12 protein-coding genes are annotated in these 13,421 nt (G+C 66.4%); 8 read left to right on the forward strand and 4 right to left on the reverse strand.

The genetic code is table 11. The annotated features are described in order from the left end of the window. Positions 1-21 precede the first annotated feature (21 nt). Positions 22-675 (forward strand): DNA oxidative demethylase AlkB, encoded by a 654-nt coding sequence (gene alkB, locus KYG_RS20845; RefSeq protein WP_008906915.1) that lies wholly within the window; start codon positions 22-24, stop codon positions 673-675. 12 nt (positions 676-687) lie between these two features. Here alkB and KYG_RS23395 read toward each other — a convergent pair whose 3' ends face one another. After that, the gene (locus tag KYG_RS23395; protein WP_008906916.1) at positions 688-2,508 is read right to left on the reverse strand and encodes a DUF3592 domain-containing protein; all 1,821 of its coding nucleotides are present in this window, start codon (positions 2,506-2,508) and stop codon (positions 688-690) included. Between the two features lie 274 nt (positions 2,509-2,782). Here KYG_RS23395 and KYG_RS20860 point away from each other — a divergent pair, with 274 nt between their 5' ends. Together KYG_RS20860 and KYG_RS24765 are read left to right on the forward strand one after the other, a co-directional pair. Next, positions 2,783-3,277 (forward strand): EVE domain-containing protein, encoded by a 495-nt coding sequence (locus KYG_RS20860; RefSeq protein ID WP_034695679.1) that lies wholly within the window; start codon positions 2,783-2,785, stop codon positions 3,275-3,277. A gap of 123 nt (positions 3,278-3,400) precedes the next feature. After that, on the forward strand, positions 3,401-4,195 hold the full coding sequence (locus KYG_RS24765; RefSeq protein WP_008906918.1) for a hypothetical protein: 795 nt from the start codon (positions 3,401-3,403) through the stop codon (positions 4,193-4,195). Positions 4,196-4,610: 415 nt separating this feature from the next. On the opposite strand, the gene KYG_RS20870 is transcribed toward KYG_RS24765, so the two are convergent. After that, positions 4,611-5,291 (reverse strand): GntR family transcriptional regulator, encoded by a 681-nt coding sequence (locus tag KYG_RS20870; protein ID WP_008906920.1) that lies wholly within the window; start codon positions 5,289-5,291, stop codon positions 4,611-4,613. Positions 5,292-5,402: 111 nt separating this feature from the next. Here KYG_RS20870 and KYG_RS20875 point away from each other — a divergent pair, with 111 nt between their 5' ends. The 5 genes from KYG_RS20875 (at position 5,403) to KYG_RS20895 (ending at position 10,706) form a co-directional block, all read left to right on the forward strand. Then, complete coding sequence (locus KYG_RS20875; RefSeq protein ID WP_008906921.1) at positions 5,403-6,317, forward strand: fumarylacetoacetate hydrolase family protein; 915 nt, start codon at positions 5,403-5,405, stop codon at positions 6,315-6,317. Further along, positions 6,314-7,348: a TRAP transporter substrate-binding protein gene (locus KYG_RS20880; protein WP_008906922.1), complete on the forward strand. Its 1,035-nt coding sequence runs from the start codon at positions 6,314-6,316 to the stop codon at positions 7,346-7,348. The genes KYG_RS20875 and KYG_RS20880 overlap by 4 nt, the downstream gene beginning before the upstream one ends. 87 nt (positions 7,349-7,435) lie before the next feature. Continuing rightward, the gene (locus KYG_RS20885; protein ID WP_008906923.1) at positions 7,436-8,866 is read left to right on the forward strand and encodes an FAD-binding oxidoreductase; all 1,431 of its coding nucleotides are present in this window, start codon (positions 7,436-7,438) and stop codon (positions 8,864-8,866) included. A gap of 53 nt (positions 8,867-8,919) precedes the next feature. Continuing rightward, the gene (locus KYG_RS20890; RefSeq protein ID WP_034695684.1) at positions 8,920-9,429 is read left to right on the forward strand and encodes a TRAP transporter small permease; all 510 of its coding nucleotides are present in this window, start codon (positions 8,920-8,922) and stop codon (positions 9,427-9,429) included. Beyond that, complete coding sequence (locus KYG_RS20895) at positions 9,426-10,706, forward strand: TRAP transporter large permease subunit (protein ID WP_008906925.1); 1,281 nt, start codon at positions 9,426-9,428, stop codon at positions 10,704-10,706. Before KYG_RS20890 ends, KYG_RS20895 begins: the two co-directional genes overlap by 4 nt. Positions 10,707-10,709: 3 nt before the next feature. On the opposite strand, the gene KYG_RS20900 is transcribed toward KYG_RS20895, so the two are convergent. Continuing rightward, positions 10,710-11,687 (reverse strand): class I SAM-dependent methyltransferase, encoded by a 978-nt coding sequence (locus KYG_RS20900; RefSeq protein WP_008906926.1) that lies wholly within the window; start codon positions 11,685-11,687, stop codon positions 10,710-10,712. A gap of 126 nt (positions 11,688-11,813) precedes the next feature. After that, on the reverse strand, positions 11,814-13,235 hold the full coding sequence (locus tag KYG_RS20905; RefSeq protein ID WP_008906927.1) for a GntP family permease: 1,422 nt from the start codon (positions 13,233-13,235) through the stop codon (positions 11,814-11,816). Between the last annotated feature and the right edge of the window lie 186 nt (positions 13,236-13,421).

The raw sequence follows: 13,421 nt of genomic DNA on the forward strand, positions 1-13,421 counted from the left end.
CCCCCAGGGATTGACCGCGTGATGACCCCCAGCCTTTTCGACGACCCGCCCCAGCCTGCCCAGCCGCCCGAGGTGCTGGAGCCCGGCGCCATGGTGCTGCGCGGCTTTGCGCTGGAAAAGGCGGCAGACCTGCTGCAAGCGGTGCAGCAGATCACGGCCCAAGCGCCCTTCAGGCACCTCATCACCCCCGGCGGCCTGCGCATGTCGGTGGCGATGACCAACTGTGGAAAGCTGGGCTGGGTGAGCGACCGAAACGGCTACCGCTACGACCCCCTCGACCCCGACGGCGGCAAACCCTGGCCTGCGATGCCGCCGCTGTTCCGTCAGCTGGCGCTCGAAGCGGCTGCAACTGCCGGCTTCCCCGGCTTTGCGCCCGATGCCTGCCTCATCAACCGCTACGCGCCAGGGACCCGGCTGTCGCTGCACCAGGACCGGGATGAAGGCAACTACGCGCACCCCATCGTGTCGGTGTCACTGGGCATCCCGGCCGTGTTTCTGTGGGGCGGAGCCCAGCGGGCCGGCAACGCGCGGCGCATTGCGCTGATGCATGGCGACGTGGTGGTGTGGGGCGGCCCGGCGCGGCTGCGCTTTCATGGCGTGTTGCCGCTGCCGGAGGGCACGCACCCACTGACGGGTGCCCACCGCATCAACCTCACGTTTCGCAAGGCGGGCTGACCCGCACCCCGTTCACAGGGGATAACCGGTGGCCTGGGCCACCCTGGCCAGCATCTGCTCTGCCACGGGGCGGCCGCGCAGGCTGTCGGCAATGGTCACGCTCTTGCCATTGCGCAGGCTCACCTGCACGCGGAAGAAGGTGGTGTGCTGGTGGCCGCTTTGCTGGGTGTAGCTTTCCTTGATGCGCAGGCGGGCGATGTCTTTGGCGGGCACGCGCTGCCAGGCCAGCATCAGGCCCAGCAGGCGGCGTTCGGTGCGCAGGCCCTGGCGATCGAGCTGCACGGTCAGGCTGTTGCACACCGCGTAAAAGCCCCACACCAGCATGGCACCGCCCACGCCGCCAAACACCACCGGAAACAAAGCAGGCGCGCCGCCGTAGCCCGCCAGCATGCCCATGCTAAAGAATGCGCCGCCCATCACCAGCCACAGCAGGTTCTGCCGCCACAGGCGGCCATAGGGCTGATACAGCCGCACGCCGCCTTCCACGGGCTCGATATTGCTCACCGCGTCCAGCTCGGCGTCGCGCCGGGCCTGCGCCTGCGGGTGCTTGGCGGCGTCGTGTGCAAGCCAGGTGGATTCGGTACCCGTGGCGTACACGGGCACTTCAAACCGGCGCGAGAACTTCAGCGCGGGATCGGTGCTTTCCAGCAGCACCGTCCAGTGGTGTTCGCTGTCGCCCGCGGGCTGCTCGGACTCGGGCAGGCCCTTGGGCACATTCAGCCGGAACGCGACGCGGCTGCCCGGACCCTGCGGCTGCACCTGCGCCGCGCCCTCGCCCTGCCATACCACCTGTTCACGCGACTCGTTGCCGTGCTCGCTGCCTCCCGTGCGGGTCTGGTAGTGGTAGGCGCAGCGCAGCGTGACCGCAAAGCGCAGCTCAGGCCGGTAAGGCACCGTGGGCAAATCCATCGTGGCGCCCACATGCCCGCCAATGGAGCCGGGGAAAGGGTCCATCACCAGGACCACCTCGCCATGGCGCCGCGCATCCAGCGTGGCGCGCACGGCCCACACCAGCAGGCCCAGCCCCACGGCCACCAGCAGGCCCAGAACCCCCAGCACCAGGAAGTTGTCGTTGCGCCAGGCCCGGGGCATGGCCGACAGCGCGGCCGGGTACGCAATGGCGCCCCACACCACGGCAAAGCCCCACGCCACCCACACCTCCCAGCGCTTGCCGGAGCGTATGCGGTTGCCGGCCCAGGCCGGTTGGGCGAGCCACGGCGGGTTGCCCACGGTCTGCAGCCGCTGCGCCTTGCGTTCACCACTGCGCCGCAGGTGCAACGCCCACACCAGCATGCCAAGGCCAAAGCCGCCAAATACCACCACAAAGATCATCCGAAAACCCAGCAAACCCAGGCGCAGACTGCGGTCGGCCACGGACTGCGCGGGCGCCGACGGGTTGAACCACACGGGTAACGGCACTGCGCTGTGCTGCGCAGCCACCAGACGCCGCCCCAGGTCTTGCTGAAAGCTGCCCACGTTGTCTGCCGAGGTGTTGATGGCCGCTCGGTGGCCGTCGTAGGTCGTACCGCCCACCTGGTAGCGGTAGTGCACCGAAACGCTGTACGTGCTGGCCGACTTGCTCCCCCGGTGCGTGTTCAGCGAAGCCGACACCACGGCGGCAGAAACCGGCTCCCAGAACTGCATGCGCGACCAGTCACACAGCGTGGGCAGCACGCCCAGCAGCAGCGTGCCAATGCCGACGGCCGTAAACGGCAGTGCGAACAGCATCAGAAACCAGGTGCCGCTTTTGTTGCCTGGGTTCTTGCCTTGGTTCTTGCCTGCAGATGCCTGCGGGGCCGCGCCGCCATTGCGCCGCCGTGCCGGGTTGGCCATTCACCCTCCCTCCCTGTGCGTGCCCCCATGCCGGGGGCTTTGTTCTTCCGGAAACCGGGCGGCGCTGATTCTGCGGCCTGCCGCCGCCGCAGGCCAGCACGTTTTGCCACCGGGGTGCACCCTGCGGGCGAATTCACACGGAAATATGAATCAAAATGGCCTCCGGCGCTTATCCATAAAGCGCGAGCAGCTATAAAAACAGAAGCAAACCTACCGTGGCGTGCCCTGGCCTGCCGTGTATGCACACCACCACACCTTTGCCAAAATGGCGCGCATGACTGCCTCCTCCACGCCGCGCCCTGCGCACTACTGGCTCATGAAATCCGAGCCCGACGAGTGCTCCATCGACGACGCCCTGGCCGCCCCCGGCGCCACCGTGCCCTGGACGGGCTTGCGCAACTACCAGGCGCGCAACTTCATGCGCGATGCGATGCAGGTGGGCGACGGCGTGCTGTTCTACCACTCCAGCTGCCCCGAACCCGGCATTGCCGGCCTTGCGCGGGTGGCCAGCACCACCCGGCCCGATCCCACGCAGTTCGACCCCGCCTCGCCTTATTACGACCCCAAATCCCCGCCCGATGCGCCCCGCTGGCTGTTGCTGGATGTGCAGGCTGTGCGCAAGACCCGGCTGATGCCGCTGGCCGAGCTGCGCGAGCGCCCGGAGCTGGCCGACATGCGCGTGCTGCAAAAAGGCAGCCGCCTTTCCATCACCCCGGTGGATGCCGCGCACTGGGATCGCATCGTGGCACTGCTGGACGGTGGCGGCTGACCGAGCGCCCCCTGCAGCTGCTGCACCCCTTGGGCACGCGGTGTGCGCCTACCGCCGGGCGCGCTGGCCGCACCTATGATGGCCCGCTGACCCCAACGCCCCGGCTGCACCGCCCTTTCTGCCATGCGCAATCTCTTTGACTTCAGCTCCTGGTCCGCCACGCTCTCCACGCTGTTCGGGCTGCTGCTCGCCACCCTGGTGATGGTGGGTATCCGGCTGGTTTTCATGCAGACCCTGCAGCGCCGGCGCGAGCGCGAGAACCGCCAGATCAACGAGCGCCTCAAGACGCTGATTGCGGCGTACAAAACGCTGGGCGGCTCGTTCACCGGGCAATTGCAGGTGAGCCCCACCCATCTGCGCGACCTGCACCGCCCGCCCGTGGGCATGCCACGTTCATCCCACACCGCCCCGGGCGCGGAGTCCGGAGACTCCGCCACGCTGGTGGACAACAGCAGCAACAAGGACAACGACCACGCTCCCGTTGACGCCCTGCTTGCCGGCAGCACCGAACGCCAGCGCCGCACCCGCGATGCCGTGGAGGCGGCCCTGTCCGACGTCATCCTGCTGGGCACCGAAGAACAGGTGCGGCTGGCCACGCAGGCCGCGCAGGACATGGTGGCCGGGCGCAGCGTGGAGGTGGCGCCACTGGTGGTCTCGCTGCGCCAGTTCATCCGTGCCGCACTGGACCTGGAGCCCATCCCCTCCACCCTTGCCATCCCGCAGCAGGGCCCGTTGCGGCCCGGGGGTGCGGGCACGGCAGGCCGTCGCGCCAGCCCCGGCGACCGGAGCGCCGGTGCCGCCGGGGGACGCACAGGTGGAGGCGGCGGTGGTGCGGGCGGTGGCGGCATGGGCGCCATGGCCATGGGTGCGGGCGCGCACCGTGCCGTGGACGACCTCTCCGGCAGCGGCCCGGCCTGACCGCCCACGCTGTCGCTGCAAAAAATCTCAGGTGTTTTTGGCCGCCGGCGCTTTATGGGAAAGCGCAGCGCGCTATCAAATTCATATCTTCATGGATCCAGTCGTGCGACAGCTTGCATCAAACGCACCTTCGTTGCTCTACGTGCCGCTGTCCACCACGCGGTTGCGGCCCAGGTGCTTGGCGCAGTACAGGCGCCGGTCCACCTCCCGTACAAACCGCACCGGGTCGTCGTGCGCACCCGGGATGATGGTGCCCACCCCCGAGGCCGCGCGCGGAATCTGCGCCTTGAAAACCGCCTTGCGGCACCGCTCTGCCAGGGAATCGCGCGGGTGGATTCCAGCAAGGTGCGGTAGAGCGCGCCGTCGGAGTCTGGCGAATGTGCACCATGGGGCAGCCCCTGCTGCCGCCGCCTGCTCACTGGGACTGAAGCAAGGGCGATCGCAGAATGATCTGGGCTGTGGCCAGCAGGTGCTGCTCCACGGTCTGAAAGGCTTTTTGCGGGTCGCGGGCGAGGGCCGCTTCCATGATCTGGCGGTGTTCATGGCGCACATCGCGCTGGTCGGTACTCAGCGGCACCGAGAGGCGGCGGTAACGCTCGCTTTGCTCGTACAGCATGTGGCGCATGCGCAGCAGCCACTGGTTGGGACATGCGCTGACCAGCGCTTCGTGGAACTCGCCATGGGCGTCGTTCCAGGGCTTGGTGGACCGTGCTTCGATGTCCGATGTCTGCGACTGCAGCCGCTCCATGCGGTGCGCTGCGGCCACGATCCGGGTTTCCCACTCCACATCGCCGTGCCGCATGGCCTGGCCCAGGCACAGGCATTCCATTTCGACCCGCGCGCGCGTGAGGTCCAGCAGCTCATCCTTGCTGACCGGGCTCACACGGTAGCCCCGCTGCGATTCCGCAATCACCATGCCCTGGGCGGCCAGGCGTGAGAGCGCCTCGCGCACTGCGCCCAGGCTCAGCTCAAACCGTTCTTCCAGCGCCTTGATGTTGAGCTTGGCTCCTGGAGGCAGCCGCCCGTCCAGTATTTCTGAGCGGATGAGCTCGCAGGCGGTTTCGGCCTGTGTGGGTTTGGTCAAGGTGGTCTGCATGGCGGACGGATTGTATGCGGGAATGTACCAACACGCGAATAATAGATTATTTGATTAAATATCTATCAGCGCGATTCAACACCCCCACACGCGCTCCCACCAGGAGAACAAATGAAGTTGGTTCGTTTTCAATCGCGCGGCGTCCCCGGCTGGGCCGTGCAGAGCCCCGCCACTGGCAAGTGGCATGGCGCCACGGAGGGCCAGCCCGGTTACCCCGGAGATGTGGACACCCTGATCCGGCGTGGCCGCACTGCACTCGATGCGGCTGCACTCGTCATGGCGCAGCACCCCGCTGTCGACATGGACACTGTGCAGTACCTGCCCCCCGTTGAGCACCCGCGCAAGATCATCTGCGTAGGGCTGAACTACCGTGACCACACGGCAGAAAGCGGATTTGTGCAACCGCCCTACCCCACGCTGTTCGCGCGCTTCAATTCCAGCGTGACGGCACACAACGCGCCGCTGCTGCACTCTGAGCTGTCAGACACGCTGGACTTCGAGGGCGAGCTGGCCGTGGTGATCGGAACCGGCGGCTACCGCATCCAGCGCGCCGACGCGCTCTCGCACGTGCTGGGTTACTCGGTGTTCAACGACGGCAGCGTGCGCGAATACCAGTTCAAGACCCCGCAGTGGACCATGGGCAAGAACTTTGATGGCACAGGCGCCTTTGGCCCCTGCATGGTGACTGCCGACGAGCTGCCGCCCGGCGCCCGCGGCCTGCTGCTCGAAACACGCCTGAACGGCCAGACCGTGCAGTCCGCCAACACCAGCGACATGGTGTTCGACGTTGAATCCCTCATCGTGACCATCAGCGAGGCCATCACGCTCGAAGCCGGCGACCTGATCGTGGCGGGCACCCCCGCAGGCATCGGCCATGCGCGCGAGCCGCGCCTGTACATGAAACCTGGCGACATCTGCGAGGTAGAAATCGAACGCATCGGCCTGCTGCGCAACCGGGTGCACAGCGTAGCCGCCACCCCACAAACCCCTGCCCCCGCCCAACCCCTTGAGGAGACAGCATCATGAAGACGAAGACCACGCGACTGCACCGCTTTCTTTGCGCCGCCGTACTGGGCGCCGCTGCCACGCTGGCAGTCACCAGCACCGCCCGCGCGCAGGATGTGAAAGTGCGCACCGCCCGCTTCGGCCATGGCCTGGCAGACGCCCACCCCGCGGGCCAGGCAGCCAAGCAATTCGCGGCCGACATGGAGCAGGCCACCGGCGGCAAGATGAAGATCGCCGTCATCGCCAACCAGGCCCTGGGCCCCGACCCGCAGATGCTGGGCGCGCTGCAAGGCGGTGTGCAAGAGTTCTATACCGGCAGCGCGCTGGCGCTGCTGGGCCAGGTCAAGGAGCTGGGGTTTCAGGACGTGCCCTTCCTCTTCAACACCGAGGCCGAGGCGCATGCCGTGTTCGACGGCCCCGTGGGCCAGTACCTCAACAACAAGCTCAACGGCGTGGGCATCCACGTGCTGGGCTGGTGGGAGAACGGGTTCCGGCACATCACCAACTCGCGCCGCCCGGTCAACAAGATCGACGACCTCAAGGGCCTGAAGCTGCGCACCCAGCCCAACCCGCTCACGCTCGATGCCTTCAAGGCCATTGGCGCCAACGCATCGCCCCTGCCCTGGTCCGAGCTGTTTGTGGCGCTGGAGACCAAGGCGTTTGACGGGCAGGAGAACCCGGTGGTGCTGATGTACACCCAGCGGTTTTATGAAGTGCAAAAGTACATGACGCTGTCGGGTCACGTGTATTCGCCGCTGATCTTTGCGGTGTCCAAAAAGTTCTGGGACAGCCTCACCCCCGATGAACAAAAGATGATGAACACCGCCGCCCGCAAGGCCACGGAGTTCCAGCGCAAATCCACCGCCGCCGAGGCCGGCACCGCCCTGCAGGGCATGAAGGACAAGGGCGTGCAGGTCACCCAGTTCTCTGAAGCCGATCTGCAGGCCATCCGCGACCGCGTGCCCCCAGCGATTGCGCCCCACCTCGAAAAGATCGGGCCCGAGTTCATGACCCTGGTGCGCACCGAAATCGCCAAGGCCCGCGCCAGGTAGGTCAAAGGCGCGCTCTTCGCCAATGGCCCGCGCTCGGGGCGCCCTGATCCCGAGCGCGGTCTGCCTTTTCGACATTCAACGACTGCCATGAACGCCCGCCTGCCCCTGCCTTTGCCCCCCGCCCTTCTGGAATCGCTTGGCCAGCTGCTGGGCGAGCGCCTGTCCACCAGCGCGTCGGTGTGTGCACACCACGGGCGCGACGAGTCCATCTTTGCCGCCATGCCACCCGACGCCGTCGCCTACGCCCGCAGCACCGACGACGTGGTGGCCATCGTGCGGCTGTGCAAACAGCACCGCGTGCCGCTGGTGCCCTACGGGGCAGGCTCGTCACTCGAAGGCCACACCCTGGCCACCCAGGGCGGCCTCACGCTGAACCTGCAGCAGATGGACCAGGTCATTGCCATCCACGCCGACGACCAGTGCGCCACCGTGCAGCCGGGCGTTACGCGCAAGGCTTTGAACGCGGCGCTGCGCGATGAAGGCCTATTCTTCCCCATCGACCCCGGTGCGGACGCCACCATTGGCGGCATGTGCGCCACCCGTGCCAGCGGCACCAACGCCGTGCGCTACGGCACCATGCGCGAAAACGTGCTCAACCTCACGGTGGTGACGGCAGATGGCGAGGTCATCACCACAGCACGCCGCGCCAAGAAATCCGCAGCGGGTTACGACCTGACGCGGCTATTTGTAGGCTCTGAGGGCACGCTGGGCGTGATCGTGCAAGCCACCGTGCGCCTGTACCCGCTGCCCGAAAGCGTGATGGCGGCGGTGTGCGCGTTCCCAGACATCCATTCGGCTGTCGAGGTGGTGGCCCAGACCATTCAACTCGGCGTGCCCATTGCCCGTTGCGAGTTCGTAGATACCGTTGCCATCCGCGCACTCAACCTGTACAGCAAGACCGGGCTGCCAGAGCAACCCCACCTGTTCTTTGAGTTCCACGGCAGCGAGCCGGGCGTGCGCGAGCAGGTGGCCGTGGTGCAGGCCCTGGCGCAGGACGGCGGTGGCGCGCAGTTCCAGTGGTCTGGCACGCCCGAAGAGCGCACGCGGCTCTGGGAGGCGCGCCACAACGTCTACTTTGCGGCGCTGCAATTGCGCCCGGGTTGCCGCTCTGTCGTCACCGATGTGTGTGTGCCCATGTCCCGCCTGGCAGACTGCGTGACCGAGACCGCGCAAGACCTGGCGCAGTCGGGCATCCTCGCGCCCATGGTGGGGCATGTGGGCGACGGCAACTTTCATGTGCAGATGCTGGTGGACGCCAGCGTGCCTGCCGAGGTGGAAGGTGCCGAAGCGCTGAACGCGCGCCTGGTGCAGCGCGCCCTGGCTATGGACGGCACCTGCACCGGCGAACATGGTGTGGGCCTGCACAAGCAAGGCTTCCTGGTCGATGAACTGGGCCCGGCCGCCGTGGCGGTGATGCGCCAGATCAAGCAGGCCATGGACCCCCACAACCTGCTGAATCCGGGCAAGATCTTCACGTTTGGCAGCCCCGCCAGCCAGCCCTCGGCCGTTGGCCACTGATGAGCAATCAAAAGCAGTCATAAGCACCCATGAAGCACATGCCCCCATCTGGTTTGAAACGACTCATCCACTGGTACTTCAAGGCGCTGGAGGTCATCCTCGTGCTGTGCCTGGGCGCCATGTGCGTCATGGTGTTTGGCAACGTGGTGCTGCGCCACGTGTTTGATTCGGGCATCAACATCTCCGAAGAGCTGTCACGCTTCATGTTCATCTGGCTGACCTTTCTGGGCGCCATCGTGGCCATGCGTGAGGGCGGGCACCTGGGCATGGACATGCTGGTGCACCGCCTGCGCGGCAAGGCGCTGTTTGTCACCGTGCTGCTGGCACAGTGCCTGGTGCTGGCCTGCTGTGCGGTGTTTTTGTGGGGCATGCTGCGCCAGCATGCGCTGAACGTGGCCAACATCGGGTTGGTCACGGGCATATCGCTGGGCGTGGTGTATTCGGTGGCGTACCTGTGCGCTGCCTCCATCGGGGTGATGGCGGTGGTCAACATCGTGCGGCTGCTCGCGGGCCGCATCACGGCCGCGTCCCTGGTGGCATCACACGAAGAAAGCGCCGCATGATCGTTGCCATCTTTGTGGTGTCGCTGCTGGCGGCCATGGCACTGGGTGTGCCGATTGCGTTTGCGCTGCTGACCTGCAGCATGGCCATGATGGCCTACATGGGCATTTTCGATGCGCAGATCATGGCGCAGAACCTGCTCTCTGGGGCGGACAGCTTTCCGCTCATGGCCATCCCGTTTTTTGTGCTGGCGGGCGAGTTGATGAACGCAGGCGGCATATCACGGCGCATCGTCAATGTGGCGGGCGCCTGGGTGGGCCACTTCAAGGGTGGCCTGGGGTATGTCGCCATCTTTGCGTGCGTGATCATGGCGTCGCTGTCGGGCTCAGCCATTGCCGACACCGCCGCCGTGGCCGCCCTGCTGATCCCCATGATGCGCAAGGCGGGCTACAACATCCCGCGTGCGTCGGGCCTCATTGCGTCGGGCGGCATCATCGCGCCCATCATTCCGCCGTCCATCGGGTTTGTGATGCTGGGCGTAGTGGGCAACATCTCCATCACCAAGCTATTCATGGCGGGCATCGTGCCCGGGCTGATGATGGCGGTGGCGCTGGTGGCCACCTGGGTGTACCAGGCCAAGCGCGACGACATGCCCCGCGGCGACAGGATGCCCATGCGGGCACGGCTGTCGGCCACCGTGGCGGGGTTTTGGGCGCTGATGCTGCCGCTGCTCATCGTGGGCGGGCTCAAGGCCGGGTACTTCACGCCCACCGAGGCCGCCGTGGTGGCCGTGTTCTACGCGCTGTTCATCGGGTTTGTGGTGTACCGCGAGCTGCGCGTGTCCATGCTGTACGGCCTGCTGCTGGCTGCGGCCAAAACGTCGGCGGTGGTCATGTTCCTCGTCGCCGCCGCGCAGGTGTCGGCCTGGCTGATTGCCGCGGCCAACATCCCCATGGTGGTGGCCGACATGCTGCAGCCCCTGGCCAGCAACCCTGTGTTGCTGATGGCGGCCATCATGGCCATCGTGTTTGTGGTGGGCACTGCGCTGGACTTTGCGCCCACCATCCTCATCCTGGTGCCCGTGCTGATGCCCGTGGTGCGCATGGCGGGCATAGACCCGGTGTACTTTGGCGTGCTGTTCATCATGAACAACGCCATCGGCCTCATCACCCCGCCCGTGGGCACGGTGCTCAACGTGGTGTGCGGCGTGGCCAAAGAGCGGATGGAGCCGGTGATCCGCGCCGTGCTGCCCTACCTGGCAGCGCAGATGACCGTGTTGTTGCTGCTCATCCTGTTCCCGCAGCTCGTGCTGGCGCCGCTGGCTTTCTTTACCCGCTGATCTTCATCCGATGAGTACCGTGGGCTCGTCGAGCAAAGGCGCGCGGTACACCAGCACCTTCAGTGCCCGCTCTTCGTCCACATCGGCAAACGCAGCCGGGTTGGCCACGCGCTCTACAAACTGCAGCTCCGGCGCCAGTTCGCGCATCTGGTCCTGCAAAAACGCCAGGCCCAGCTCGGGCGCGTTCAGGCACAGCAGTGCGTGGCCGCCGGGTGCCAGCAGGTCGGGCAGGCGGCGCATCAGGCGGGCGTAGTCCTTGGTGGCTACAAAGCTGCCCTTCTGGTAGCTGGGCGGGTCGACGATGACCAGGCCATAGGGGCCGCTGCGGTTGATCTTTCCCCAGCTGTTGAAGATGTCGTGCGGCAAGAAGGTGGCGCCCGAGGTGATGCCGTTGAGCTGGTGGTTTTGCTGCCCCACGCCGATGGCGCCGTGGCTCATGTCCACGTTGACCACCTGCCGGGCCCCCGCCTGCAGCGCCACCACCGAAAACGCGCAGGTGTAGGCAAACAGGTTGAGCACTTTGAGGCCGTAGCGATCACCACGGCGTGCCTCTGCAAAATCCCGCACCCAGCGGCGCCCCTCGGCCATGTCCAGAAACAGGCCGTGGTTCTGGCCGCGCAGCACATGCACGCGGTAGCGCGCACCCGCCTCGGTGACCACGTGCGGGTCGGGCACGGCGCCGGCCATCAGGCGCGTTTCGCTGCGGCCCTCGATGCGCAATGCTTCGCCGCGGTGCTGGAACACCCAGTTCAGCGGCTCGCCCGCCGGAGCAATCTGCGCCCATCGCGCCTCCAGCGCGGCGCCGATGGTGGCCAGTTGCTCGTCGGTGGCCGGGGCAAAGCTGGTGACGACGAAGACGGGCGGGTAGGTATCCAGCACCCACTGTTCATCGCCCGGGTGTTTACCACCCCGGCCGTGAAAGATGCGCGTGGCATCAGTGGGCAGGGGCATGCTGGCAATGGTGTCGAGCAGGGCTTGCATCGATTTGATTTTTTAGTGTTTTTGGCCTCTAGCGCTTATCCATAAAGCGCGAGCAGCTATCAAAATTAAAGTGCCACATCGGCACCCGTGCCGTGCGCCCGGGCGCTGCCAGCGGGCAGGCTGCCGTCAAAAGCTCCCGAACACCGTGCCCAATGTGATGACCAGCACCAGCGCGGGCAGCGGGAACAGGATGGTCACGGCGGCAATGTCGGCATACGACTGGCGGTGGTTGAGCTTGCAGATGGCCAGCAGGGTGATGATGGCGCCGCAATGCGGCAGCGTGTCCATGCCGCCAGCGGCCATCACCGCCACGCGGTGCAGCAGCTCGGGGCTGATGGACGCCGCCTCCGCCATGCGCAGGTAGTCTTCGCCCAGCGTCTGCAGCGCAATGCTCAGTCCGCCAGAGGACGAGCCGGTGATGCCGGCCAGCACGTTCATGGCAATGGCCTCCGAAACCAGCGGGTTGTCCGACACACGCAGCACCGCGTCGCGGATCAGCGCAAAACCCGCCAACGAGGCAATCACCGCGCCATAACCCACCTCGGATGCCGTGTTGAACAGCGGCAGCATGAAGCCGAACACGCCCTGGTTGATGGTGTGCTTGAGGTCGTGCCAGTGGCCCAGACGCGTCAGTACCAGCGTGGTGCAGGCCACCACCAGCGCAATCAGCAGGGCCCACAGGCCGGTCAGTCGGGCCGGGTCGAGCGATGGGAAGCGCTCGGCCATGAACGCCAGGTCGAGCGCCGGGAACACCAGGTAGGTGAACAGCGCGTTGACGCCCACCACCAGCACCAGCGGGAGAAATGCGAGTGGTAACGGCACCTCGGCATGGCGCGCGGCCTCGGCGGCGGCCTGGGCTGGCGTGAGCGCCGCGCCCGTGGCGCCTTCGTCTTCTTCGTGCTGGCCGTAGCCTTCACCGCGCGCACGCGCTGCCGCTGCGCGGTGCAGCAGCCAGGTCAGGCCGCCGCCAAGCATGATGGCGGCCGCCAGCACGCCCAGGCCGGGCGCAGCAAAGCCGTTGGTGCCGAAATACGGGATCGGAATGGCGTTTTGAATGGCAGGCGAGCCCGGCAGCGCCGTCATGGTGAAGGTAAAGGCGCCCAGCGCGATGGTGGCGGGCACCAGCCGCTTGGGGATGTTGGCCGCCTCGAACAGGTTGCGCGCAATGGGGTAGATGGCAAACGCCACCACAAACAGCGACACCCCGCCATAGGTCAGCAGCGCGCAGGCCAGCACTACCGTGAGGATGGCACGCCGCTCGCCCAGTGTGCGCACGATCCAGCGGGCCAGCGTGCTCGCCGCGCCCGAATCGGCCATCAGCCGCCCGAACAGCGCCCCCAGCAAAAACAGCGGCAGATACTGCAGCACATAGCCGCCCAGCGCGCTCATGAAAGTGTCGGTGTACAGCGGCAGCAGCCAGCGCCCGTCGCCGGACATCAGCACCGCCAGGGCCCCCATCAGCGGCGCAAGCAGCAGCACCGTGACGCCGCGGTAGGCGAAGAACATCAGAAGGGCCAGAGAGACGACCACAGCGAGGATGCTCAGCATGCTGCGCCTTCCCTACAAACTGCGGCCTGCCGCTGATTCATGCACGCTGGTGGTTTCAAAACGTCAACCTTTCAACAGTACCGTCCCGAAGTCTGAGCACGAACTCGCAGCCACGGGAAGTAAAAAATGCATGCCCCACCTGTGGGAACCACGCAAGAAAAAGCCCGCACAGGGCGGGCTTGAGAG

This window comes from Acidovorax sp. NO-1, assembly GCF_000238595.1.
Lineage (GTDB): Bacteria > Pseudomonadota > Gammaproteobacteria > Burkholderiales > Burkholderiaceae_C > Acidovorax.

What these genes read in the sequence shown, in the direction of transcription:
- alkB (WP_008906915.1), top strand. Translation starts at nt 22, where the DNA reads ATGACCCCCAGCCTTTTCGACGACCCGCCCCAGCCTGCCCAGCCGCCC.
- KYG_RS23395 (WP_008906916.1), bottom strand. Translation starts at nt 2,508, where the DNA reads ATGGCCAACCCGGCACGGCGGCGCAATGGCGGCGCGGCCCCGCAGGCA.
- KYG_RS20860 (WP_034695679.1), top strand. Translation starts at nt 2,783, where the DNA reads ATGACTGCCTCCTCCACGCCGCGCCCTGCGCACTACTGGCTCATGAAA.
- KYG_RS24765 (WP_008906918.1), top strand. Translation starts at nt 3,401, where the DNA reads ATGCGCAATCTCTTTGACTTCAGCTCCTGGTCCGCCACGCTCTCCACG.
- KYG_RS20870 (WP_008906920.1), bottom strand. Translation starts at nt 5,291, where the DNA reads ATGCAGACCACCTTGACCAAACCCACACAGGCCGAAACCGCCTGCGAG.
- KYG_RS20875 (WP_008906921.1), top strand. Translation starts at nt 5,403, where the DNA reads ATGAAGTTGGTTCGTTTTCAATCGCGCGGCGTCCCCGGCTGGGCCGTG.
- KYG_RS20880 (WP_008906922.1), top strand. Translation starts at nt 6,314, where the DNA reads ATGAAGACGAAGACCACGCGACTGCACCGCTTTCTTTGCGCCGCCGTA.
- KYG_RS20885 (WP_008906923.1), top strand. Translation starts at nt 7,436, where the DNA reads ATGAACGCCCGCCTGCCCCTGCCTTTGCCCCCCGCCCTTCTGGAATCG.
- KYG_RS20895 (WP_008906925.1), top strand. Translation starts at nt 9,426, where the DNA reads ATGATCGTTGCCATCTTTGTGGTGTCGCTGCTGGCGGCCATGGCACTG.
- KYG_RS20900 (WP_008906926.1), bottom strand. Translation starts at nt 11,687, where the DNA reads ATGCAAGCCCTGCTCGACACCATTGCCAGCATGCCCCTGCCCACTGAT.
- KYG_RS20905 (WP_008906927.1), bottom strand. Translation starts at nt 13,235, where the DNA reads ATGCTGAGCATCCTCGCTGTGGTCGTCTCTCTGGCCCTTCTGATGTTC.